Source organism: Pseudarthrobacter sp. NBSH8, from assembly GCF_014217545.1.
In the GTDB taxonomy this organism is placed as follows: domain Bacteria; phylum Actinomycetota; class Actinomycetes; order Actinomycetales; family Micrococcaceae; genus Arthrobacter.
This window is the reverse complement of record NZ_CP043178.1, coordinates 3,648,413-3,671,460: the sequence shown is the minus strand read 5'-3', so window position 1 is coordinate 3,671,460 and position 23,048 is coordinate 3,648,413. Positions and strand designations below refer to the sequence as shown.

General features: G+C 62.9%; 20 protein-coding genes and 1 pseudogene. 11 read left to right on the top strand and 10 right to left on the bottom strand.

The window, feature by feature from the left end; all coding sequences use genetic code 11:
* Positions 1-147 precede the first annotated feature (147 nt).
* The 3 genes from FYJ92_RS17015 to FYJ92_RS17005 all read left to right on the top strand — a co-directional run bounded on the left by FYJ92_RS17015 (position 148) and on the right by FYJ92_RS17005 (position 3,457).
* On the top strand, positions 148-1,746 hold the full coding sequence (locus FYJ92_RS17015) for a CdaR family transcriptional regulator (protein ID WP_185261752.1): 1,599 nt from the start codon (positions 148-150) through the stop codon (positions 1,744-1,746).
* The gene (locus FYJ92_RS17010; protein WP_185261751.1) at positions 1,743-2,675 is read left to right on the top strand and encodes a glutaminase; all 933 of its coding nucleotides are present in this window, start codon (positions 1,743-1,745) and stop codon (positions 2,673-2,675) included. Before FYJ92_RS17015 ends, FYJ92_RS17010 begins: the two co-directional genes overlap by 4 nt.
* An 86-nt stretch (positions 2,676-2,761) precedes the next feature.
* Positions 2,762-3,457, top strand: a complete 696-nt coding sequence (locus FYJ92_RS17005) for a DUF1345 domain-containing protein (protein ID WP_185261750.1) — start codon at positions 2,762-2,764, stop codon at positions 3,455-3,457.
* A 109-nt stretch (positions 3,458-3,566) separates the two neighbouring features.
* Here FYJ92_RS17005 and FYJ92_RS17000 read toward each other — a convergent pair whose 3' ends face one another.
* Entirely contained in the window at positions 3,567-3,740 is a 174-nt protein-coding gene (locus tag FYJ92_RS17000) for a CsbD family protein (RefSeq protein ID WP_185261749.1), read from the bottom strand.
* Positions 3,741-3,893: 153 nt separating this feature from the next.
* Here FYJ92_RS17000 and FYJ92_RS16995 point away from each other — a divergent pair, with 153 nt between their 5' ends.
* Positions 3,894-4,157: a GlsB/YeaQ/YmgE family stress response membrane protein gene (locus FYJ92_RS16995; protein WP_185261748.1), complete on the top strand. Its 264-nt coding sequence runs from the start codon at positions 3,894-3,896 to the stop codon at positions 4,155-4,157.
* 228 nt (positions 4,158-4,385) lie between these two features.
* Positions 4,386-4,715: a hypothetical protein gene (locus FYJ92_RS16990; protein ID WP_185261747.1), complete on the top strand. Its 330-nt coding sequence runs from the start codon at positions 4,386-4,388 to the stop codon at positions 4,713-4,715.
* Positions 4,716-4,794: 79 nt separating this feature from the next.
* Here FYJ92_RS16990 and FYJ92_RS16985 read toward each other — a convergent pair whose 3' ends face one another.
* Positions 4,795-5,097 carry a DUF4193 domain-containing protein gene (locus FYJ92_RS16985; RefSeq protein ID WP_185261746.1) on the bottom strand — a complete coding sequence of 101 codons (303 nt, stop codon included), beginning with the start codon at positions 5,095-5,097 and terminating at the stop codon, positions 4,795-4,797.
* Between the two features lie 322 nt (positions 5,098-5,419).
* Between FYJ92_RS16985 and FYJ92_RS16980 the strand changes: the two genes are divergently transcribed.
* The 4 genes from FYJ92_RS16980 (at position 5,420) to FYJ92_RS16965 (ending at position 11,922) form a co-directional block, all read left to right on the top strand.
* Positions 5,420-5,728, top strand: a complete 309-nt coding sequence (locus FYJ92_RS16980) for a hypothetical protein (RefSeq protein WP_185261745.1) — start codon at positions 5,420-5,422, stop codon at positions 5,726-5,728.
* Between the two features lie 187 nt (positions 5,729-5,915).
* Complete coding sequence (locus FYJ92_RS16975) at positions 5,916-7,664, top strand: ABC transporter ATP-binding protein (protein ID WP_185261744.1); 1,749 nt, start codon at positions 5,916-5,918, stop codon at positions 7,662-7,664.
* Entirely contained in the window at positions 7,661-9,700 is a 2,040-nt protein-coding gene (locus tag FYJ92_RS16970) for an ABC transporter ATP-binding protein (protein WP_370526040.1), read from the top strand. Before FYJ92_RS16975 ends, FYJ92_RS16970 begins: the two co-directional genes overlap by 4 nt.
* A gap of 401 nt (positions 9,701-10,101) precedes the next feature.
* Complete coding sequence (locus tag FYJ92_RS16965) at positions 10,102-11,922, top strand: glycoside hydrolase family 15 protein (protein WP_185261743.1); 1,821 nt, start codon at positions 10,102-10,104, stop codon at positions 11,920-11,922.
* Positions 11,923-11,943: 21 nt separating this feature from the next.
* On the opposite strand, the gene FYJ92_RS16960 is transcribed toward FYJ92_RS16965, so the two are convergent.
* From FYJ92_RS16960 to FYJ92_RS16945, 4 genes are all read right to left on the bottom strand, one after another.
* Positions 11,944-13,383: a GntR family transcriptional regulator gene (locus tag FYJ92_RS16960; RefSeq protein WP_185261742.1), complete on the bottom strand. Its 1,440-nt coding sequence runs from the start codon at positions 13,381-13,383 to the stop codon at positions 11,944-11,946.
* Positions 13,384-13,830: 447 nt separating this feature from the next.
* The gene (locus FYJ92_RS16955; protein WP_185261741.1) at positions 13,831-14,946 is read right to left on the bottom strand and encodes a low specificity L-threonine aldolase; all 1,116 of its coding nucleotides are present in this window, start codon (positions 14,944-14,946) and stop codon (positions 13,831-13,833) included.
* Entirely contained in the window at positions 14,943-15,701 is a 759-nt protein-coding gene (locus FYJ92_RS16950) for an SDR family oxidoreductase (protein ID WP_185261740.1), read from the bottom strand. The genes FYJ92_RS16955 and FYJ92_RS16950 overlap by 4 nt, the downstream gene beginning before the upstream one ends.
* Positions 15,698-17,101 (bottom strand): DUF6421 family protein, encoded by a 1,404-nt coding sequence (locus FYJ92_RS16945; protein ID WP_185261739.1) that lies wholly within the window; start codon positions 17,099-17,101, stop codon positions 15,698-15,700. The genes FYJ92_RS16950 and FYJ92_RS16945 overlap by 4 nt, the downstream gene beginning before the upstream one ends.
* A gap of 630 nt (positions 17,102-17,731) precedes the next feature.
* On the opposite strand from FYJ92_RS16945, the gene FYJ92_RS16940 reads away from it, so the two are divergent.
* Positions 17,732-19,288 carry an amino acid permease gene (locus FYJ92_RS16940; protein ID WP_304632673.1) on the top strand — a complete coding sequence of 519 codons (1,557 nt, stop codon included), beginning with the start codon at positions 17,732-17,734 and terminating at the stop codon, positions 19,286-19,288.
* A 105-nt stretch (positions 19,289-19,393) separates the two neighbouring features.
* Here FYJ92_RS16940 and FYJ92_RS19200 read toward each other — a convergent pair whose 3' ends face one another.
* Positions 19,394-19,516 carry a hypothetical protein gene (locus FYJ92_RS19200; RefSeq protein ID WP_255482447.1) on the bottom strand — a complete coding sequence of 41 codons (123 nt, stop codon included), beginning with the start codon at positions 19,514-19,516 and terminating at the stop codon, positions 19,394-19,396.
* Between FYJ92_RS19200 and FYJ92_RS16930 the strand changes: the two are divergent.
* Positions 19,470-20,481: pseudogene (locus FYJ92_RS16930) on the top strand (ABC transporter ATP-binding protein); the annotation flags it as partial. The gene FYJ92_RS19200 and the pseudogene FYJ92_RS16930 overlap by 47 nt on opposite strands.
* 387 nt (positions 20,482-20,868) lie before the next feature.
* Here FYJ92_RS16930 and FYJ92_RS16925 read toward each other — a convergent pair.
* The 3 genes from FYJ92_RS16925 to nagB form a co-directional block, all read right to left on the bottom strand.
* Positions 20,869-21,720: an N-acetylglucosamine-6-phosphate deacetylase gene (locus FYJ92_RS16925; RefSeq protein ID WP_370526039.1), complete on the bottom strand. Its 852-nt coding sequence runs from the start codon at positions 21,718-21,720 to the stop codon at positions 20,869-20,871.
* Between the two features lie 11 nt (positions 21,721-21,731).
* Entirely contained in the window at positions 21,732-22,073 is a 342-nt protein-coding gene (locus tag FYJ92_RS19355; RefSeq protein ID WP_370526038.1) for a hypothetical protein, read from the bottom strand.
* A 107-nt stretch (positions 22,074-22,180) separates the two neighbouring features.
* Entirely contained in the window at positions 22,181-22,960 is a 780-nt protein-coding gene (nagB, locus tag FYJ92_RS16920) for a glucosamine-6-phosphate deaminase (protein WP_185261738.1), read from the bottom strand.
* Positions 22,961-23,048 lie beyond the last annotated feature (88 nt).

Here is a 23,048-nt window from a genome sequence, read left to right as displayed (position 1 = left end):
CAGGGCAAGGCGCCGTAGAAACTTGGTCCGCCAACCGAAAAGCTGCCACTCCATTTGGGTTCCCTTCCATATTTTGGGGGAGCGTGCCTCGATAGCATGAAGTGACCGGACAGAGCCGTCCGGCCAGAGCGAGGCAGAAGGAAACACATGGCAGCGGTTACGGTGGACGATATTCTCTCGGACCTCCCTCTGGGTTTCGCCAGCCTCATCCTCCGGCCTGCCGCCGCCAGCTCTGCGATCGAACGGCTCCTGATAGTGGATGCGGATGATGAAACGTCCGACGGCGGCGCGGCCTTTGTCCTGCTGATCGGCGTCCGCGGCCGCTCGGCTTTGCCCGCGTTGCGGCGGCTCCTGAAGAACCCTCCGCCGGTGGTCGCGGTCAAGGGAAGGCTCGAAGAGCTCACCGAAGCCCAGGAACTGCTCCGTGATGCCGGCATTGGCCTGCTCCTGGTGGATCCGGAGGCTGACTGGGACAGGCTGCTGTCCATTGCCAAGGACCGCATCCAGCCGCGCAGCTACCAGAGCGAAGTGCTGACGCTGCTGGAAGAGGACCTGTTTGCCATCGCCCAGACCACCGCCCGGCTCACCTCCAGCCACGTGGTCATCGAAGACGCCGCCAACAAGGTTCTGGCATACTCCACCGTTTCGAACGACATCGACGAACTGCGCAAGGCCTCCATCCTGGCCCGGCGGGGTCCGCGTAAATACGAGCTGCTGCTGAAGGACCTGGGCGCCTACCGTGAACTGCATAGGACCCGGCTGCCGGTGCGGGTACCGGCCCGGCCCCAGGACGGGCTGCGGGAACGGGTGGCCGTCACACTGTTCGCCGGGGACCGGATCATGGGCTACATCTGGCTGCAGGAAACCGGGGACGGCTTCGGCCCCGACATTGACCATGTGCTGAAAGGATCTGTTGCCCGGGCCTCCGCGGAGCTGATCCGACACCGCAACCAGCAGTCTGTGCACATGCGCGAGGATCGCGTTGTGCGGATCCTGTCAGGTTCGGCGGAAGCCGCTGCCAGTGCTTACAGCGAGAAGATCTCCGCTGAGCGCCCGGCCGCATTGATCCTGATAGGTATGCCCGACTCCGAAGCCCAAGCCGACGACGCAGCACTCAAGCACGGCGAACTCGCCAATCTGGCATCCATCCACGCAGCCGCCTACAAAGCGTCCGCCGTCGTGGGCCAGTTCAAGGGTGACACGGCCGTCATTGTTCCTGGCCTGCAGTCAACCGCCGCGGAGCCCGGGCTGCGGAGCCTGGCCGAGTCCATCGTCCGGGATGCCGTTAAGCACCTCGGCATCAACCCGTTCGCAGCCGTCGGTCCGGTAGTCCCGGACCTGCTGTCCCTGCACTCAACCACCCAAATCACCGAGGCCCTGTTGAGTTGTGTGGGCACGTCTCCGGACAGGGACGTTGCCACGGTGGACGACTTCGAAGGAGAGATTCTCTTCCGCGAGGCGGTCCAGAATTTCACGTCCTCGACGTTCCGCCACCGCAGTCTTTCCGCACTGCTGCGGCAGGATGCCGAACTCGCGGAAACCCTGCACGCGTACTTTGAAGCCTCGCTCGATGTTGCCGAATGCGCCAGCCGGATGGGGCTGCACAAGAACACCGTCTATTACCGGATCAGCAAGGCATCCCGGGCGACCGGCCTGAACTTCGGCAACCCGCGGGACTCGCTGGTGGCCCTGCTCCATGTCCAGGAATGGGCCGGCACACCTAAAGAACAACTGGGCAGGAAATGACCACAGCACTCAAAGCACCACCGTTGGACCGGATACTGGACGACATCGTCCGCAGCCACAGGCCACAGCAGGAAACCGGTGCTGTCCCGGCCAACATCCCACTCCTGGCAGCGGTACCCTTCGACAGGTTCGGGATCGCCGTCGCCACCACTTCCGGAAGGGTGTTCCGTTCCGGCGATGCCGACGTCCCCTTTTCCATCCAGAGCATCTCCAAGGTGTTCACACTGGCAATGGCGCTTCGAGGCGACAGTTCCGGATCGCTGTGGTCCCGCGTGCTGCGCGAACCGTCCGGCACCTCGTTTAACTCTCTGGTCCAGCTGGAACTGGAGCACGGCATCCCGCGGAACCCTTTCATCAACGCCGGTGCCCTGGTGGTAACCGATCATCTGATGGAAGAAACGTCCGACGCCGCCACGCAGGTGTTGCGGTTTCTCACCGACCAGGCCGGCAGCCCAGGGCCCCTCATCGATGAGGCCGCCGCAGCCAGCGAGTTATCCAGCAGCAGCCGCAACCTGGCGTTGGCGCACTTCCTGAAGGGCTTCGGCAACCTGAGGCAGTCCGCGGAGTCAGTGGTGGAAAACTACGTCCGCCAATGCTCCATCATGATGACCTGCGTTGAAGTCGCCAAAGCCGGACTCTTCCTCGCCCGCGACGGCCGGGGAGCGCTCGGAAGTGTGCTGTCCCCCAGCGACGCGAAACGCATCGGCTCCATCATGCTGACGTGCGGGATGTACGACGCCGCCGGCGAATTCGCGTACCGCGTGGGCCTTCCCGGAAAAAGCGGTGTGGGCGGCGGGATCCTGGTGATCGTTCCAGGTGTTTGCGCCATTTGTGTCTGGAGCCCGCGGCTGGACGCCAAAGGAAACTCCCAGGCCGGCACCGCGGCTCTCGCCGACCTTTCCGACCGCACCGGCTGGTCCGTTTTCTGACCTGGCCGGTGCTGTGCAACGCGGCACGACGTACGTACGGTGAGTCGGAACAAATGTTGTGCGGAGCCGTGCCTACACTCCTGATTATGACGACCCACAACGGACAACAGGCCCACGCTGAGCACCGCTGGCCTGCCGTCGTTGGCCTGCTCGTTGCCCTGAGCCTGTACGCGACATTGCCCACAGCATTCCTGGAGGGCGTTCGCTACGCGGTGGTCATCGTTGGGCTGGGCCTCCTGATCCCGCTTGTTGTCCTGAATCCCCGCCGTCTCACGCGCCAAACACGCTGGTCGAGGTATCTTTCCGTAGGCCAGGCACTGCTGCTGGTCGTAGCGAATGAGGCCGCCCTGGTGCAGCTGGTCATCGCCCTCGCAGGACCTAACAACACTGACGGCCCAAACCTTCTGCTCGCCACACTTCAGGTATGGGTAACGAACGTCATCGCCTTTGCGCTGGTCTATTGGGAACTGGACAGGGGCGGCCCTGTGTCCCGCCGGCACACCACGCGCCAAGAGCTGCCCCAGGCAGACTTCCGGTTCCCCCAGGATGAAGACCACGACGCCGTCAAGGAAGTTGCCGCCAGGTCTTCGGCAAAGAGCGGCTGGACGGCGTCGTTCATTGACTACGTCTACTTCTCGCTCTCTAATTCCATGGCCTTCAGCCCAACGGACACGATGCCCCTCTCTGCCCGGGCAAAATCACTCATGGGCCTCGAAGCCTTCGGCGGCTTCGTGCTGCTGGCGCTCGTCATCGCCCATGCCGTTTCCCTGCTCGGCCAATAGCACCCACAGGATGGAGCAGGCTGAGGATGTCCACGCGCGGGATCAGGACGGTCAACGCGGGAAGGGTACCGCGCGTGTTCGCGCTGCACCTTTCCCGGTTTGAGGTGGATTACTTCTTGAAGGCGTCTTTGACCTTCTCGCCGGCCTGTTTCAGGTCTGCCTTGGCCTGGTCGCCCTTGCCTTCGGCTTTCAGGCCCGGATCGCCTTTGGCTTCGCCGGCTACTTCCTTGCCCTTGCCGCCAAGCTTCTCGGCGGTGTTCTCGATCTTGTCGTCCAAACCCACAGTGTCACTTCCTCAGGTTGGTTGCCGCCGGCGGGCTGCCTGCGGCTCACTATTTAATCGTAAATCGAATCCTTGCCAGATGCTAAGCATGCTGATTAAAATCTTGCCATGGCGTCACGGCGACGCTGGTGGTCCTTTGGAAGGAAGTGCGTCATGGGAATTCTCGGATTTCTTTTGCTCGGCCTGATTGCAGGAGCCATCGCCAAGGCCATACTCCCCGGCCGGCAAGGCGGAGGCTGGCTGGTCACGATGGTCCTTGGCGTCGTCGGAGCGATCCTCGGGGGATGGATTGGCTCGCTGATCTTCGGCGGTGGCCTCGCGGAATTTTTTGACCTGAGGACCTGGCTGCTGGCCATTCTTGGGGCTTTGGTCGTCCTCGGAATCTACGGGGCGGTGACCCGCAGGAGCCACGCCTGACCCGAACGGACATGCCCCGGGAAACACATAACGACCCAATGCTGTTTCCCGGGGACCGCCGTCACGTTCACCTGCCGTACAGACGCTCTCTGCGCAGTCCGCTCCCGCGTCCCGGGCCGGAGCTGGCAAAGGCCAATACCGGCAAGTGTGTTGCCTGGATCACATTTGGTCTATGGTTATCCGGGGCGCCACAGCGTTGTGGCACCCAACTTAGAGCGGGGAATTTTCGTGACGACAGATAAGCTTCGGGTGCTGGTCCGGGTGGACCTCGACTGCGCAACGGCCCAGGTAGCGGCGCAGGGCCACGTGACATCCCAAAGCGTGCACGGCCTGTATGCCGTCATGAAGCGCGCCAACTCCCTCACCACGGGCATGGCCCTGGAACTCGATATGACCCGGGCCCGCATCGAGCCCGACGCGTTGGAAGAACTGCGCGCCTGCTCGAGGTCCCACCATCTGCCTGCCCGCGTCGATCCGCTCCAGTCCGATTACAGGCTGAGTATCCTTGCCCCTGACAACGCGGCGCCCCTGGCACCAATGGCTGCACAGGCAGCGTGAGCGGCCACAACCAACTCCCCGCAGCAGGGCAAAAAATCCACGATGAACCGCGGATACTGCGCCTTGGCGAATGGATGCCTTAACCCTCGCACTCGATGCAGTATGAGTGGCCGTTGCTTTCGCGGGCGAGTTGAGACCGGTGCCGGACGAGGAAACAGGAATAGCAGGTGAACTCGTCCGCGGCCTGGGGAATGACCTGAACGATGAGCTCCTCGGCGACGATCTCTCCACCGGGAGTCAGGCCCTCATCGAATGCATCCGCTTCGTCCAGTTCATTGACGACGCTGCGGGCATCCGGGGCGTTCGCGGACTGTAATGCCTCCAGGGAACGGTCCTGGGTTTCCTTGACGTCGGAACGGACTTCGTCGTAATCGGTTGCCACTTTGGGTGCTTCTCATTTCTGACGGTTCTACGATCTTTCTGACGAGACTGCAACGTACACCACTGCGCCGTTGTTCCCGCATCAAAGGCCCGGAGGACGTAAGGGTCACGCCGTAATGTGGGACCGCGCCGGTGCGTTCCCCGCGTCACCCAATGCGAGGGCAGCGATCCGCCAGACGTGTCACCGACGACGCTTCGTATTTCACAGGCTCCTGTGTAGTCTCTGACTTAGTAGACAGACTTGTTCAGTCTGGTGGTCCTCAGAGACCTGATTCCGCTCAGCGACCGGGAGCCTTGCTTCGCCAGTCGTAGAAGGCCGCCCCGTGGAACCGTTCATTGATTCAAACACCCCGCCTCTGTCCATCGCCCAGGTTGATTGGACACTTTACGGCGAACACGGGCTGGCGTCACCCGGGTCCAAAAAGGCGGCCGCAGACCTCTTAGCCCTGCACAACGGGTTGCTGGCCGCAGTGACCACCCGCGTCGGCGAGGTCGAGGCCGCTGAATGGGCCCTTGACCAGGCAAAAGCCGCGTGCGACGTGCAGATTGCTGCCGCCTTGGCCGCCGGAGTGCCAGCTGAAAAGGTTGTAGAGGTGGCGGGCGATCTGGCGTCGCAGCGGAGTCCGGGCTGAGGACATCGCCGAGTAGTGCACGGACAAGCCGACGGCGGCGCTCCCACCGGCCAGGCGAATACGCTCTGGGAGAACCGGCCGAATTGCTCCCAAAGCTGCCGGTCTTTATCCCAGCCACCGGACGTAAACTGACCTTCGCACCACCCCTAGCTCTACCTTCCAGCGGGACAGAACCTTTGGAGCCGCATTGCTCTGGAAACTTCTTGTTGAATACCTGCGGCCGCACCGGCAACTGCTGATCGCCGTCGTGATTTTCCAGCTGGCGCAATCCATCGCGTCGCTGTACCTGCCCACGCTGAACGCGGACATCATTGATGAGGGCGTGGCCAAGGGGGATACAGGCGTCATCCTCAGCCTGGGCGGCCTGATGCTGGGAATAACGCTGCTGCAGATCATCTGTGCCGTGATTGCCGTGTACTTCGGGGCGAAGGCGGCCATGGGGGTGGGCCGGGATCTGCGTGGGGCCATCTTCACCCGGGTGGGGGAGTTCTCCGAACAGGAAGTGACCAAGTTCGGCGCGCCCAGCCTGATCACCCGCTCCACGAACGACGTCCAACAGATCCAGCAGCTGGTGCTGATGGCGGCCACCATGATGGTGGCCGCGCCCATGCTCGCCATCGGCGGCGTAATCATGGCCGTCCGGCAGGACGTGCAGCTGTCCTGGCTGATCGCCGTCGCCGTGCCCGTGCTGATGATCGGGGTGGGCCTGATCATCAGCCGGATGGTGCCGCTGTTCCGGAAGATGCAGGTCCGGATCGACACCGTAAACCGCGTGCTCCGGGAGCAGCTCACCGGCATCCGGGTGGTGCGCGCGTTCGTCCGGGAGGACATCGAGAGCGCCCGCTTTGCCCAGGCCAATGAGGACGTCACGGACACCGCGCTGCGTGCCGGCCGGCTGATGGCGCTCGCGTTCCCCGTGGTGATGCTGGTGCTGAACGTCTCGTCCGTGGCCGTGATCTGGTTCGGCTCGTTCCGGATCGAGGACGGCTCCATGCAGGTGGGCACGCTCATCGCGTTCCTGAGCTACCTGATGCAAATCCTGATGTCCGTCATGATGGCCACGTTCATGGCGGTGATGATCCCGCGCGCCGCGGTCTCCGCGGACCGGATCGGCGATGTCCTGGGCACCGAGTCGAGTGTCCGGCCGCCTAAGAATCCGCTCACCAGTGCGGTGTCGTCCGACGGGCACCGCCGCGGGCAGCTGGAAATGCGCGACGTCGGATTCGCCTACCCGGGTGCCGACCAGCCCGTCCTCTCCGGGCTCAGCTTCACCGCGAAGGCAGGGCAGACGACGGCGATCATCGGCAGCACCGGTGCCGGCAAGACCACCCTGGTGAACCTCATGCCGCGGCTGTTTGACGCCACCACCGGCTCGGTCCGGGTGGACGGGGTGGATGTGCGCGAGCTGCACCCGGACCTGCTGTGGGGGCACATCGGGCTGGTGCCGCAGCGGCCCTACCTGTTCACCGGCACCGTCCGCAGCAACCTGCAGTACGGCAAACCAGATGCCACCGAGGACGAGTGCTGGTCCGCCCTTGAGATTGCGCAGGCGCGGGACTTCGTGGAGGAGATGGAGGGCGGCCTGGACGCACCCATTTCCCAGGGCGGCACCAACGTCTCCGGTGGGCAGCGGCAGCGGCTGGCCATCGCCCGGGCCCTGGTGAAACGGCCCGAACTGTATATCTTTGACGACTCGTTCTCCTCCCTGGACACCGGCACCGACGCCCGGCTGCGGCAGGCGCTCAAGCGCAACACGGCCGGCGCCACCCTGGTGATCATCGCCCAGCGGGTGTCCAGCATCGTGGATGCGGACCAGATTTTAGTGCTCGACGACGGCAGGATCGTTGCGCGCGGAACGCACTGGGAGCTGCTGGAGGACTCCGAGACGTACCGGGAGATTGTCTCCTCCCAGCTGGCAGCGGAGGAGACGGTGTGAGCGCGCCGCAGCGGCCGACGTCGGGCGCTTCCCACCCAGCAGCCCCCGGCGGAACCGCGGCGGCCTCCAAAACCGCCACTGCCGACGTCGTACGCATTCCGCGTCCGGCAGGCGGACCGGGACGCGGCGGACCGTTCGCGGGGATGAACGTCCCGGCAGAGAAGGCGATGAACTTCGGGCCGTCGGCCAAGCGGCTGCTGGGCACGCTGCGGCCGGAGCGGGCGTGGTTGCTGCTGGTCCTGGTGATGGGCGTGGCCAGCGTGACGCTCTCGGTGATCGGGCCGCGGCTGCTGGGGGAGGGCACCAACCTGATTTTCGCCGGGGTGGTGTCCCGGCAGCTGCCCGCCGGGGTGAGCAAGGAGCAACTGATCGCGCAGCTGCGGGCCGCGGGGGAGAACCAGCGGGCGGACATGCTCACGCCCATGGCGCTGACCCCGGGCACCGGGATCGACTTCGCGGCGCTGTCCAGTGTGCTGCTGTGGGCGCTGGTGCTGTACGTGCTGGCGTCGGCGTTTATGTGGGTGCAGGCGTATGTGCTGAACGGGGTGGTGCAGCGGACGGTGTTCGGGCTGCGCGGGGAGATCGAGGCGAAGATCCACCGGCTGCCGCTGCGGTACTTCGATTCGATCCAGCGCGGTGAGCTGCTGAGCCGGGTGACCAACGACGTGGACAACGTCTCCCAGAGCCTGCAGCAGTCCATCAGCCAGGCGGTCACATCGGTGCTGACCGTGGTGGGTGTGCTGGTGATGATGGTGATCCTCTCGCCCACGCTGGCACTGATCGCGCTGGTCACCATTCCGCTGACGCTGGGGATCACGGCGCTGATCGCCAAGCGCTCGCAGAAGCTGTTTGTGGCGCAGTGGAAGCACACGGGGGAGCTGAACGGGCAGATCGAGGAGACGTACACCGGGCATGCGCTGGTGAAGGTCTTCGGCCGGCAGCGCGAGGTGGAGGAGCGTTTCCGGCAGAAGAATGTGGAGCTGTACGACGCGAGTTTCGGGGCGCAGTTCATTTCGGGGCTGATCATGCCGGCCATGACGTTCATTGGGAACCTGGTCTATGTGGGCATCGCCGTGGTGGGGGGCCTGCAGGTGGCGTCCGGGGCAATGCAGCTGGGGGACGTGCAGGCGTTCATCCAGTACTCGCGGCAGTTCACTATGCCGCTGGCGCAGTTGGGGTCCATGGCCAACCTGCTGCAGTCCGGGGTGGCGTCGGCGGAGCGGGTGTTCTCGTTGTTGGATGAGGAGGAGGAGTCTGTGGAGCCTTCGCCTTCTGCTGAGCCTGTATTTGGGCGGGGGCGGCTGGTGTTTGAGGACGTGTCGTTCTCCTACTCGCCGGACAAGCCGCTGATTTCTTCCTTGTCTCTGGTGGCGGAGCCGGGGCAGACGGTGGCGATTGTGGGCCCCACTGGGGCGGGTAAGACGACGCTGGTGAACCTGATGATGCGGTTCTATGAGCTGGATGCGGGGCGGATAACGCTCGACGGCGTGGACGTCACCTCGGTGCCGCGGCGTGAGCTGCGTTCGCGGCTGGGGATGGTGCTGCAGGATACGTGGCTGTTCGGCGGGACCATCCGGGACAACATCGCTTACGGCCGGCCGTCGGCTTCCGAGTCTGAAATTTTGGAGGCCGCGCGGGCGACGTACGTGGACCGGTTCGTGCACTCGCTGCCCGAGGGCTACGACACTGTGCTGGAGGACGAGGGCTCGAATGTGTCCGCGGGCGAGAAGCAGCTGCTGACGATTGCGCGGGCGTTTCTGGCCCGGCCGTCTGTTTTGATTCTGGATGAGGCAACGTCTTCCGTGGATACGCGGACTGAGGTGCTGGTGCAGAAGGCGATGAGTGCGCTCCGGTCGGACCGGACTTCTTTCGTGATCGCCCACCGCTTGTCGACGATCCGCGACGCCGACCTCATCCTGGTGATGGAGGCCGGCCAGATCGTGGAGCAGGGGACGCACGCTTCGCTCCTGGCCGCCGGTGGGGCGTATGCGCGGCTGTATGAAGCGCAGTTCGCGGCCCCGGTGGCGGAGGTTTAGGGCTTCTGCCCTTGCGATCAATGGCGGGTGCTGCGGCGTTCGCCGGGCCTGCACGTGAAAAAGGCAGGCTGCTGGACGGGGGCAAGTGGGACAACCAGCCATTGGCCGCCATAAAATTCCACATACGAATCCGAGGGGCACCGTGCGTAGGCTTCTTCTCGTGTCATGTCGCTCAGTCTTTCCCGTTAGGTAATGCGTTAGTGGGATGGGAACTGCTCTTCTTCTTTCGCCGGAGGTGGGCTTGACATCCATCGTCCCGTCATCGGCAGGTAGGCGAAACGCTGATTCCGGACGGTTTGAACCACCCCTTTTGGTAGGTGGCCCTGTGGACGGGCCGGTACGACAGCTGAACGAGCGAAGTCGGGCCTGACCCGGACGAAAGAATTGTGGTTGAGTGGAGCATGGCTTCCCCCATCGAGGACTATGCGCTGTTATCGGACCTCCAGACTGGGCCTCTCATCTCCCGGGATGGCAGCGTGGACTGGCTCTGTTTCCCCCGTTTCGACTCGCCGTCCGTGTTTAGCCGAATCCTGGGCACCGATGAGCACGGCCACTGGCTGCTGGCGCCCAGCGACGCCGGCGCTGCCGTTGTCGACCGGCACTATATTGACTCGACATTTGTGCTCCAAACCATCTGGAAGACCGGCAGCGGATCCGTAATTGTCACCGATTTCATGCCGCTGGGGGACAGCGGATCTTCCCTGGTCCGCCGCGTCACCGGTGTGGAAGGCAGCGTAGAAATGCGCCAGGAACTTCGGATCCGGCCAGGATATTCAACGGTTCTTCCCTGGATGAGCCGGGTTCGCGACCACGAGCCGACGGCGGCACCGGTCCTGTTGGCGATGGCCGGTCCGGATGCCCTCGCACTGAGGGGGCCTCATCTTCCGCATGCCCACGCGCACGGGCACGAGGGAGAATTCGTCGTGTCGAAGGGCGAGCAGCTTGATTTCGAACTGACGTGGTTCCCCTCGCACCGCCCCTTGCCCCCAGCCACTGACGTTAATGTGGCCCTCGAGGAGGCCACGGACTATTGGAGCCGCTGGGGAAGCCACTGCCGGCAGGACGGCGTTTATGGCGGTGCGGTCAAGCGTTCCTTGTTGGTGCTGCGGGCCCTCACACATTTTGAAACGGGCGGCATCGTCGCAGCGCCCACAACGTCCCTCCCCGAGGATTTCGGCGGCCCGCGGAACTGGGACTACCGGTACTGCTGGCTGCGCGATGCGGCTCTGACACTGGAATCAATGCTGACCCATGGCTACGAAACGGAGGCGCTGCAGTGGCGCAACTGGCTTCTTCGGGCCCTCGCTGGCGATCCTGAGCAGATGCAGATTATGTACGGGGTGGGGGGAGAACGGGAACTCCCTGAACGCGAACTGGCCCACCTCCCCGGCTACGAAGACTCCAAGCCTGTGCGCATTGGAAATGCCGCAGTCTCGCAGTTCCAAGCTGATGTTGTCGGCGAAGTGATGGTGGCATTGGAACGGCTGCGGATGGCCGGAGGCAAGGAAGACCATTTCTCCTGGGCCCTTCAGAAGGCGCTCCTGGGATTCGTCGAAAAACACATCGATGACAAGGACTTCGGCCTCTGGGAGATGCGCGGCGAAGCACAGTACTTCACGCACTCCCGCGTGATGATGTGGGCCGCCTTCAACAGCGGGATCCGGGCGATACGGATCCACGGACTACCAGGCGATGCCACAAAGTGGGAGAAACTCCGGGACCGGTTACGGGAAGAGATCATGCGCGAGGGCTTCAACCGGAGCATCAATTCCTTCACGCAGACCTATGGCGGAACGCAAACAGATGCGGCCCTGCTCGTCATGCCCCAGGTCGGGTTTCTCCCCTATAACGACGAGCACATGCTCAGCACAGTCAAGCGGCTGGAACAGGAACTCCTGACCGACGACGGCCTTTTGCTGCGCTACCGGACAGAGAGCGGCGTTGACGGCCTGGAACCGGGTGAACATCCTTTCCTCGCATGCTCTTTCTGGCTTGTGGAGCAGTACGCGCGGACAGGTCGCCAAGCGGAAGCGAAGGTCTTGATGGACAAGCTCGTGGGGCTTGCCAACGAGCTTGGTCTGCTGAGCGAGGAGTACGCAACAGACGAGGATCGGATGGCGGGGAACTTTCCGCAAGCCTTCTCGCACCTGACCCTGGTCCGGGCGGCAGATGCCATGCACGGGGTTGACCGCCTCAGTCTTGCCGTCGACGCTCTCGTTTAGTGGCACGTCCTGGAAGGTGCCTCATTCTCCAGGGGAGCCTGCAGTAGGGGTGCCCACGAAGAGTCTCCAGGGCATTGCGTGGAGGTCGATCTGCTTCCCGGCGTATTGCGCGGGTGAGTAGATTCCCCCCATGAAGCGGCCGGTGTTGGTTGCGATGATCACATCATTCTGGTCGACGAGGCACGTATTCGGGTATAAGGCCCGAAGGTGCGGTTCGAGGTGGCTCTGGATTCCCCGGACCAGTACATCCGCAGCGACGATCCCGACCATTTCTTCCCCCACGAAAACGGCTTTGCTGAAAGTGACGATGTTTTCGTTACTCCCGTTGGCATCCAGGTACGCATGGCTGATGTGGATGGCTCCGTCGCCGTAGTCCTCGGGGCGCCACGTTGCGGTGCCGCCTTCATATAAGTCCCAGTCGATCACCAGCCGCTGAAGTGACTGAGGTCCCGACGGGGCGTGGCACCAGGCCGCGCCCGCAGGGCCGAATGAAACGTCAGGCAGGAAGCCCGCTCCGTACAACAGTGGAACGGCTCCCTCAAGAGTCTGTCGCGAAGCGTCGTAGATTGCGTCCAGATCAGAGCTGTCTCCCTGCCGCTTAGAGCCGAGCTGAACGTGCACCGCGTGTTCGATCGAACGGATCGAAGCTGAGGCCGTATCTGCCAGAAGCTCGGTGAAGGATCCGATCAATGCCAGTTCGCGTTCTTCCTTGCCGGGGTCAGGAAAGGATTCTTCGCGGGATGCATCGACGCTCATTCGCAAATCGAGTACCCGGTTCATATCCGACCGGACATGCTCCTCGGCCAGAGCCCGGGCAAGCATCCCGTCTCCGGACCGAATGGCCTCCACGATAGACGCATGTTCTGCTGCTGCGTTGCCGTATCCGGCAGGGGCTGCCCAGATCAGCGGCCCAACCTCGGCTTGCATCGCCATTTCCTCGCGTGTGAGTCTGACAGAACCCGAGCTAGCGGCAAGCTCGATGTGAAACCTGCTGTCGTCGCGAATCGCCTGCGCAGAATCCTCAGACGACGCGATCTTCACCGCCATGGACGCAAGGCGCCCGAGGGAAAGCCGCCCACTCCGCTCCGCTGCGGCAGCCGCTGCAGAGCCCGCCAAGACGGCCCAGTAGTCACGGATGTCGCGCAGGTCATCGAGAGAATAGGCCATGAGCGATTCACGCTCCGCCTTGATGATGTCGCCTGTGCTGGCCTTGACGAAGCTTCCGCCGCCCTTGCCCCGCCGCGTCTCGAGCAAGCCGCGCCCCCGCAGCTCGGCCAGCGCCGCGCGAAGGGTTAGCGTCGACACGCCCATCTTGGCTGCCAGCTCGTTTTCGCTGGGCAACTGGGTCCCGTCTTCAAGCACCCCGAGTTCGATGGCATACCTGAGCCGCCTTCCCACCTCTTCCCCCCGGTCAAAGGTTGCTAAGGGGGCGAAGGCGAGCTGCTCTCTCCACGTGGTCATGGACCCTTGCTCCTTCGTCGGGCGTGCTTGGTACCGCCATCTTTATTATCTAACCTTTAACTTCAAATGTCTATTGACATATAAGGTTAAAGGTCTAAGACTTGTTGAAGGACAGGAGAGATGTTCTCCACAACCGGGTTCTTGAAAGGAATGATCGGCATGACACGTGAAGAAGCCTATGCAGGTTGCCCTTCAGACTCGTACGTCGAGTTCTATGGAGGCCAGTGGCTCGTCGTCCCGCTTGCGCCAGTTGAGCAGCCCTCCTTTTTCACGTGTTTGCCTCAAAGCAGGCGGGGCACCCACCACTAGATTGGGCGCCTGACCAACCTGGCAGCTCAGCCTGCTAGAAGCTGAAGCACCGCATGGCCCTTCCACCCATCGTGCAGCAACCTCCGATGCCTCCGTGGCCGAGGCACACGCCACTGGATGGCCGTTAAGTCTCCTCACTTAGGCGTTTCGTTGTGAAGCTGGAGAGCCTACGGCAGCCTTCACTGCAGCAACGAGAGAGTGGACGTCGGTCTCGGTGGTGTCCCACGAGCACATCCACCGGACTTCCCCGCGTGCCTGGTCCCAGTCATAGAAGCGGAAGGATTCCCGGACTTTCGCCGCTGCCCCGGTTGGAAGGACGGCAAAGACGCCATTGGACTGAGTTGGTTGCGTCAGCGAGACGCCGTTGATGGCCGAGATTCCTTTGCTGAGACTTTGAGCCATTTCGTTGGCCTGACAGGCGGACCGCAGCCACAACCCATCCGTTAGCAGGGCTACGAGTTGCGCAGAGACGAAACGCATCTTTGAGGCCAGCTGCATGTTCATCTTGCGCAGGTAGCTCATGCCTGGGTCGGACTGTGAGCTGAGCCAGATAACGGCTTCGCCGAACAGCAGCCCGTTTTTGGTGCCGCCAAAAGACAGGACGTCGACACCGACGTCGGTGGTGAATGCCCGCAAAGGAAGCCCGAGATGTGCTGCAGCGTTGGCCAGCCTTGCTCCGTCCAGGTGCAGTTTCATTCCCTTCGCATGGACGTGTTCAGCGATCCGTTGGATTTCTTCCGGCGTGTAGCAGGTGCCCAGTTCGGTGGTCTGGGTGATCGATACGACCAGCGGTTGCGCCCGATGCTCGTCTCCCCACCCCCAGGCTTCGGCGTCGATCAATTCCGGGGTGAGTTTGCCATCCGGTGTGGAGACAGGGAGGAGCTTTATTCCGCCAATCCGTTCCGGGGCGCCGTTTTCGTCGGTATTGATATGCGCTGTTGCTGCGCAGATGACAGCGCCCCAACGCGGGAGCAGGGCTTGCAGGGCAAGGACATTGGCCCCTGTTCCATTGAAGACCGGATATGCGGTAGCAGCTGCCCCGAAGTGGGACTTGATAACAACTTGAAGCGCTGCTGTGTAGACATCTTCGCCGTATGCGGTGACGTGGCCTTCGTTGGCTGCCTGAACTGCTTCGATGATTTCGACGTGAGCCCCGGCGTAGTTATCCGAGGCGAAGCCCCGGTAGGCCGGGTCGTGCAGGCGCCTCGCCGGTACCTGTGGGACGCCTGCTTTTATATCAACGCTGACGCTCATGCCGGTGCACCCGCGAGGTGGCCGACCGTGAGGGGCAAGCGCTGCCCGTTGATCTGTTCTGCCTCCAGATCGAAGATCCGCTGTACCGCGTCGGCAAGGACACTGACATCGGTGTAGCCCGGAAATTTCCGTTCCGGCTGGGCTGCGCGCATCCGGTCATCGACCAGAGCCTTGACGACGAAGACCAAGGCGGCTGCGTGCTGAGCGGAGTGGGGGCTTTCATTTCCTCCCTGCAGGTGCCGGAATCCGTCGGCCACGGCCAGGGTCCATGCCTCGGCGGCGGACTTGACGGCGGCATAGGCGGCGCCGCCCGCTGTGGGCGTGGAGGCGGACTGTGCGGAAACGATGGCCAGGCGACCCGCAGGGGAGGCAGCCAAATCGTCGTAAAAAGCGCGGCTGGTGTTCCTCAGTGTGGTGAGGACGCTGGTGTGCAGGAAGTCCCAGTCTTCATCCGTCTGGCCTGTAATTCCGGTGCCGCCTCGCCACCCTCCTACAAGATGGATAAGGCCGTCCACGGGACCCAGATCGTTCCGGACAGACGTCGCCAAGTCCTCAACGGCTTGCAGGTCCGCGAGGTTGCAGACATAGCCCGTGACGTTGTTGTACGCGACCGCGAGCTCCTGCACCCGGTCCTCAAGGATGTCCACGGCGGCCACGCGTGCCCCTGCTTGCGAGAGGGTACGGACTACTGCGACGCCTGCGGCGCTTGTCGAACCGGCGACGACGACCGTACGCCCCAAGAGGTCCTGGCTCATGCGCCCGCCTCGCCCTCAGTCTTCACAGGGCTCTGCCCGGTGATCCCGGCAGTTGATTCAATGACCGAGGACATCTTCTTCTCCAGTGCCTCGTAGAACATCGACAGGGGGAATTCGTCATCAAGGATCTGGTCCGTCAGACCCCGGGGAGGGCCGTTCAGCGGAAGGGCCTCCGGTCCCTTGGCCCATACGGAGGCCGGGTGGGGGGTGAGGGTTTCCGAGACGAGCTCGTAGGCAGCCAGCCAGTGTGCGGTCTTCGGCCGGTCGATTGAACGCCAGTAGAGTTCCTCGATGCGGAGACCCAGCTCGACGACCACGCCGGCAACGTCCGTCCAGTCGATGCTCAACTTTCCATCGGTCCAGTGCAGGACCCGGTGCTGGTGCATCCAGGCGAACAGCAATTGGCCGCCCACGGCGTCGTAGTTACGGACCCGGTTCCCTGTAATCGCGAAGCGGAAAATGCGGTCGAAGATCACGGCGTACTGGACCAGCTTGGCGTGCTTGCGGGCGTCCTCGGAAGCCGCTTCGTCCCGCTCGATGAGGACGGACTCGCGGAAGGCGGTCAGATCGCAGCGGAGCTCCTCCAGGGAGTACAGGAAATACGGCATCCGCTGCTTGATCATGAACGGGTCAAAGGGCAGGTCACCGCGCATGTGGGTCCGGTCATGGATCAGATCCCACATCACGAAGGTCTTCTCCGTGAGGTGCTGGTCGTCGATGAGTTCCGCGGCGTCAGCCGGCAGGTCCAGGGAAGTGATGTCGGCAGCAGCTTTTAGGACGCGACGGAACCGGGCAGCTTCGCGGTCCGCGAAGATACCTCCCCACGTGAAGGAAGGGGTGCTCCGGACCGCTACGCTCTCGGGGAAGAGAACTGCGGAGTTCGTGTCATAGCCGGGAGTGAAATCGATGAAGCTGATGGGGACGAACAGCTTGTTGGAGTAGTTTGTTGCCTCCAAATCAGCCACGAATGAAGGCCAAATGACCTCGATGAGGACGGCCTCGAAGTAGCGGTTCGTGCTGCCGTTCTGCGTGTACATGGGAAACAGAACCAGATGCGGCAGCCCGTCGATGCGCCACTGCTCGGGGTGGAAGGCTACCAAAGAGTCGAGGAAATCCGGTACGACGAAGCCCCCGGACGCCCACCGCTGAAAGTCCTGCACGAGCAGTTCGAGGTAGTCCGTGTCGTGGGGGAGGTGGTGGCGCAGATCGTTGATTGAGTCCGTAATGATGCCGACATTTTGGCGGGCCTGGTCATGGTCAGCGGGTTCCGGAACGGAACCGTCCTGCACTTGAACCTGCTGCAGCCCGACGACGGCCGCCTTCAGCGCCTGCCATGCGGGGAGCGCCTTGAGGTCTTCTGCCCGGATGGTTGTCACTTCAGGGTTTGCGATTACAGACATGCTCGTTCCTTCCGTTGAGGGGATTCCTGAAGAAGCTAGCAGTGCATAAGCATCAGTGAAGCATTCTTCCCACATGCATTAGAAATACTTTTGATTGGGGACTGCTCTTCAGCGCAATGCCTGCGTTTGACCTTGGGGTCGGTGTTTTTGAGACATCCCAGAAACGGCGCATCACGATGAACAAGCAGCGGTATCGGGAGGAGCCGAGGTTCAGCTCCTGCCCTTGTGCCCCCAGTGGCATTGTCTACTCGCCGCGTCGACGCGCCATATCAGATCATCAGAGCTACTTAGTCACTGGGCGGCGTCAGTTCAGCAACTCTTGCGCTCAGATTGGATTGCCACCTCCTATGCGTAAGGACTTGACCCGTCGGCCGTGCAACATTCGCGACGCCAAATGTCGCTTCCTTTGCCTGTGTTAGCTTGATCACCATCCTTCCCGGCCCGACGGCTTCGGAAGGCCCAAATTCACCGCAGCTACCTTTTCGGAGGCACCATGGGACTTCGCTCCCACACGCAAATAAGTGCTCGGGCTATTGCTACCGACACCCCTGAAACCGGTCTTTGCTCCGGTTCAGGACTGTTTCTTAGTTCGGGGTCCACCACCAGGCAGGCAGCACAGGGTGGTGCTGCATGACACCACCGATCGGAACTCTCGCAGAAATCAAGCCCGATGGAGCAGAGGCGTCTTCCCTTGCTATAAGAACAAAGCTCGGTTCCGGCGAACCCACCAACGAACTCAAGCGCGGGCTAAACCACCGCCACCTGCAGATGATCGCCATCGGCGGTGCGATCGGTACCGGGCTGTTTGTGGCCTCGGGCAGCACCATTTCCCAGGCGGGTCCCGGCGGTGCGTTGGCCGGCTACGCGCTGGTCGGGCTGATGGTATTCCTGTTGATGCAGTCACTGGGCGAGATGTCGGCCAAAATTCCGGTTGCCGGTTCGTTCCAGTCCTTTGCCACCCGTTTCGTCTCCCCGTCCTTTGGGTTCGCGATCGGCTGGAACTATTGGTTCAACTGGGCCATCACGGTGGCCGCAGAACTGGTCGCGGCCGGAATCATCATGGACTTCTGGTTCCCGGGGGTCCCGGGATGGGTGTGGGCCGGGATCTTCCTGCTGGTGCTGACCGGGCTCAACGCCCTCTCGGCGAGGGCCTTCGGTGAGTCGGAGTTCTGGCTTTCCTTGATCAAGGTCAGCGCAGTGGTGCTCTTCCTGATCGCCGGCGTGCTGATGATTTTCGGCATCCTCGGGGATAACTCTCCGGGACTGAGCAACTGGGAAAACCGCGAGGACGTGTTCCACGGGGGTTGGGTCTCGATCATCTCGGTCTTCATGGTTGCCGGGTTCTCCTTCCAGGGCACCGAGCTCGTAGGAGTCGCCGCCGGCGAAGCGAAGAACCCGCGCCGCGAGGTGCCGAAGGCTATCCGCACCGTCTTCTGGCGCATCATGCTTTTCTACATTGGCGCCATCTTTATCATCGGCTGCCTCATCCCGTTCACCGATCCGAGCCTGCTGGCCTCCGGTGAGTCCGATATTGCATCATCGCCCTTTACCCTGGTCTTCTCTCGCTCCGGAATCGCCTTGGCGGCGGCCTTGATGAACGCCGTGATCCTGACCGCAATCCTGTCCGCGGGCAACTCCGGACTATATGCCTCGACCCGGATGCTTTACGCCATGGCCCATGACGGCATGGCCCCGAAGATCTTCGGCCGAACCAATGCGCGTGGTGTGCCGATCGCGGCGTTGCTCGCGACGGCGGCCGTGGGACTCTTCGGGTTCCTCTCCGCGATCGTCGGGCAGGGTGCAGCCTACTCCTGGCTGCTGAACATGTCGGGCCTATGCGGCTTCATCGTCTGGGCGGGAATCGCGGTCTCCCACTACCGTTTCAGGCGCGGCTTCCTGGCCCAGGGAAACAAAGTCAGCGACCTGCCGTACAAAGCATCCCTGTTCCCCATTGGGCCACTGCTGGCCTTCGCCCTACTCATACTGGTCATCGCGGGACAGAATTACGAGGCTGTGCTTGCCGGACGGTCCGTGGAGGTGCTTTCCTCCTACATCGGGTTGCCAGTCTTCATCGTTCTATGGCTGGGTCACCGCCACATCACCAAGTCCAAAGTAGTGCCGCTGCTCGAGATGGATCTCACGGCACCTAAGGACGTCGAGGACGAACCTAGGGGCGCCACCCAGTAACTATGCCAGAAAGAGGGAAGCCGGGTGAGAACAGCACCCGGCTTCGCTCCTCCCTCAGGTCAGTAGCTCCGAGATCGGCCCCGCAGGCACCGCCGTCGAGCCGCTCTACGTTGACGCCATCGTGCTGAACTGCGCCACCGGGCCGAACGAGATGCGCAGGAGGAGCCGTGCCGGGAAGGCACCCAGCTTCGGGGCGCAGTTCATCTCCGGGCTGATCATGCCGGCCATGACGTTCATTGGGAATCTCGTGTATGTGGGGATTGCGGTGGTGGGCGTTCTGCAGGTTGCGTTCGGGGCCATGCAGCTGGGCGACGTGCAGCCGTTCATCCAGTACTCGCGGCAGTTCACCATGCCGCTGGCGCAGCTGGGGTCCATGGCCAACCTGTTGCAGTCCGGGGTGGCGTCGGCGGAGCGGGTGTTCTCGTTGTTGTATGAGGACGAGGAGTCTGCGGAGCCTGTTGGTGGGGCTTCGCCTAATGATGCGGGGGGCGGCCGGCTGGTGTTCGAGGACGTGCCCTTCTCCTACTCGCCGGACAAGCCGCTGATCTCTTCGCTTTCTTTGGTGGCGGAGCCGGGGCAGACGGTGGCGATTGTGGGGCCGACAGGGGCGGGCAAGACGACGCTGGTGAACCTGATGATGCGGTTCTACGAGCTGGACGCCGGGCGGATAACACTCGGCGGCGTGGACATCACCTCAGTTCCCCGGCACGAGCTGCGCTCGCGGCTGGGCATGGTGCTGCAGGATACGTGGCTGTTCGGCGGGACCATCCGGGACAACATCGCGTACGGCCGGCCCACTGCTTCCGAGCGGAGATTATGGAGGCGGCAAAGGCGACGGACGCGGACCGGTTCGTGCGGGCACTGCCGGAGAGGTACGACACGTGCTGGAGGATGAGGGTTTCAATGTCTCCGCGGGCGAGAAACAGCTCCTGACCATTGCCCGGGCGTTTCCGGCACGGCATTCGGTGCTGATTCTCGATGAGGCGACATCTTCGGTGGATACCCGGACCGAGGTGCTGGTGCAGAAGGCGATGCGTGCGCTGCGGTCCGACCGTACTTCGTTTGTGATCGCGCACCGCTTGTCAACCATCCGCGACGCCGACCTCATCCTGGTGATGGAGGCCGGGCAGATCGTGGAGCAGGGAACGCTTGCTTCATTGCTGGCTGCGGGTGGGGCGTATGCGCGGCTGTAGGAGGAGTTCGCGGCCCCAGTGGCGGAGGTATAGCAGCGCGCCGATGATCACACCGACCGCTTCCGCGTCGGCCTGCTCTTCGTTCACATGCGAATAACTCGCGTTACGTCATCATCAAACTTAAGACTGGCAAGTTCCAGCCAGATAGTCAGGCGTTCCATGGCCTGTGTCAGATTGAGATTCAAGAGTGTCCGCTGGGGGCGTACGGGAACCAGCTTTTGGACCCTATCCTGACGGTGTTTGAATGACTGCCTGACGTCAGGCTGGGGTGTAGGCCAATCTCACGTTAGGAGTCCCCGACTGTGGGCGCCCGGGAGCGGGCTTTTTCCGATACATTGACAGCACATCAACCGTTCCGGATCCCAAAATTGTTTGGTCGATTCAAATTCAGTTGAGAGCAGTCAGTTCTTCGCCCCGGCGGAACACCTTGTCGAGGTTCAGGTCCTGATCGACCACCACAATATCGGCCAGCAACCCTGCGCGCAGCTCACCAAGGAGTTCGGACTGTCCCAAGACATTCGCAGGGACGGCTGTCGCTGACATCACGGCCTGTTGAAGAGGAACTCCTGCCGATACCGTGGTTCGCACAACATCCAGCAAGGTGGCGGTTCCGCCAGCGATGGCGCCGCTGGTATCGACCCGGGCCACTCCCTCACGGACAGTGACGGCAAGCGGACCCAGCCGGTACGCCCCATCCTGCAGACCCGTGGCAGCCATGGAATCTGTGACGAGGGCGATGTTTTCCGCGCCCACTAGCTCGAATACCAACTTCACGGTTTCAGGGGCGAGGTGGACGCCGTCCGCAATCAATTCCACCACGGCCTCCCCGGCGCGGGCGGCTGCCATGCTGGCCGAGACCGGGCCGGGGGAGCGGTGGTGCAGGCTGGGCATGGCGTTGAACAGGTGCGTCACAGTGGGCCGCCGGGGGCGTCCGGCACTAGCCGAAGATCCAGCCAGCACCAGACCGTCAGCGGCCTGCGCCAGGAACTCCCCGGCAGCTGAGCTGCTGGCTGCCGTGTGGCCCAGCGACGGAATGACGCCGTGATGAGTTAGCAGGTCCACAAGTTTTCCGGCTCCGGGAAGCTCGGCCGCCAGTGTCACGGACGCCAGAGACGGACCGGCTGCCTCAAGCATGGAGGCCGTCAGGTCCAGGTCCGGTTCCAGCAGTAGCTCCGGGTCGTGCGCGCCGCATTGTCCCGACGAGATGAACGGACCCTCCAAGTGCGACCCTGCGATCAACCCCTGATCCGTCAGGGATCGAAGTACCTTAAGGGTCCGGAGCGTCTGGTCCTGCGGACCGGTGACCACGCTGGCAAGGAGCGTGGTGGTGCCCCGGCTGTGCAGGTAACGGGCGGCGGCTTCGGACCCTCTTCGGATCCCTCGGCAAAATCTGATCCCTTGGCGCCATGGCAGTGCAGGTCCACGAGACCCGGGAGCAGGATGCGGTCTGTCCGCACGGGCCCGGGGTTACCGGGGAAGTCCGACGCCGGCCCGGCAAAGGTGATCACGCCCCCGTCCACCGCGACAGCCCCGTCGGCCACCTCAAGGGCAGCGGAAACGATACGGCCCCTAAGAACCAATTCATTGCTCATGATCTAAAGCTCTCCTGTAGTCAAGGCTGCCGCTGAGGTGTGTACGACGTGGACGCAATTAGGCAGCAGGCCAGGAACCCGTCCGAGGCCCTCTGCGGATCCCGGAATCAGAGTCCCTGCCACGCCGGTTTCCGACCGAACGTGTCTGTGTAGTACTCGCGGTGCGCCAGCCGGGAGGCCGCTGCTTCGTCCACTAGGACGGAGACGTGCGGGTGCAACTGGAGCGCGGAGGCCGGGCATATTGCGGCAACTGGACCCTCCACTGCGGCTGCGATGGCCTCCGCTTTGGCCTCGCCCATGGCGAGCAGCAGCAGGTGCCGTGCCTCCCGGATGGTGCCCAGGCCTTGGGTCAGGACGTGGTTTGGAACGTCGTCGATGTGCTTGAAGAAGCGGGCGTTGTCTTGGCGGGTCTGCCGAGTGAGGGTCTTGATCCGGGTGCGGGAACCGAGTGATGACATGGGCTCGTTGAAACCTACGTGTCCGTCGGTTCCGATACCAAGGATCTGAACGTCTACCCCGCCAGTTGCGGTGATCCGCGCCTCGTACTGGGCAGCCTCTGCTTCCAGGTCCACAGCCATTCCGTTGAGCCCGTGCACGCTTCCGGCGCCGAAGTCGACGCTGTCGGTGAATTCGTCCCGAATGACCGAGTGGTAGGACTGCGGGTGCGCGGTGGGGAGGCCCACGTATTCGTCCAGGAGGAATGCCTGCGCCTGGGCAAAGCTCAGGCCGCGGGTCCGGTGCCGCTCGGTGAGCTCCTGGTATGTCCCAAGCGGGGTGGAGCCGGTGGCCAGCCCAAGAACGGACGGGCCACGCCGAACCTGCTGTTCGATAACGTCGGCAGCCGTGCGGGCTACGGCGGCAGGGGTGGGAAGGATGATGATTTCCATACGGTGTTGGTGCCTTTCGGTTGCCGTCGCTCCTGTGATGGGCGGGCGAATGAAGTCCAAGGTTGCGGCCCTCTGTCATACACCGGGG

Coding starts and splice junctions, on each gene's coding strand:
- FYJ92_RS17015 (WP_185261752.1), top strand. CDS start 148: ATGGCAGCGGTTACGGTGGACGATATTCTCTCGGACCTCCCTCTGGGT.
- FYJ92_RS17010 (WP_185261751.1), top strand. CDS start 1,743: ATGACCACAGCACTCAAAGCACCACCGTTGGACCGGATACTGGACGAC.
- FYJ92_RS17005 (WP_185261750.1), top strand. CDS start 2,762: ATGACGACCCACAACGGACAACAGGCCCACGCTGAGCACCGCTGGCCT.
- FYJ92_RS16995 (WP_185261748.1), top strand. CDS start 3,894: ATGGGAATTCTCGGATTTCTTTTGCTCGGCCTGATTGCAGGAGCCATC.
- FYJ92_RS16965 (WP_185261743.1), top strand. CDS start 10,102: ATGGCTTCCCCCATCGAGGACTATGCGCTGTTATCGGACCTCCAGACT.
- FYJ92_RS16960 (WP_185261742.1), bottom strand. CDS start 13,383: ATGACCACGTGGAGAGAGCAGCTCGCCTTCGCCCCCTTAGCAACCTTT.
- FYJ92_RS16955 (WP_185261741.1), bottom strand. CDS start 14,946: ATGAGCGTCAGCGTTGATATAAAAGCAGGCGTCCCACAGGTACCGGCG.
- FYJ92_RS16950 (WP_185261740.1), bottom strand. CDS start 15,701: ATGAGCCAGGACCTCTTGGGGCGTACGGTCGTCGTCGCCGGTTCGACA.
- FYJ92_RS16945 (WP_185261739.1), bottom strand. CDS start 17,101: ATGTCTGTAATCGCAAACCCTGAAGTGACAACCATCCGGGCAGAAGAC.
- FYJ92_RS16940 (WP_304632673.1), top strand. CDS start 17,732: ATGACACCACCGATCGGAACTCTCGCAGAAATCAAGCCCGATGGAGCA.
- FYJ92_RS19200 (WP_255482447.1), bottom strand. CDS start 19,516: ATGGCCGGCATGATCAGCCCGGAGATGAACTGCGCCCCGAAGCTGGGT.
- FYJ92_RS19355 (WP_370526038.1), bottom strand. CDS start 22,073: ATGAGCAATGAATTGGTTCTTAGGGGCCGTATCGTTTCCGCTGCCCTT.
- nagB (WP_185261738.1), bottom strand. CDS start 22,960: ATGGAAATCATCATCCTTCCCACCCCTGCCGCCGTAGCCCGCACGGCT.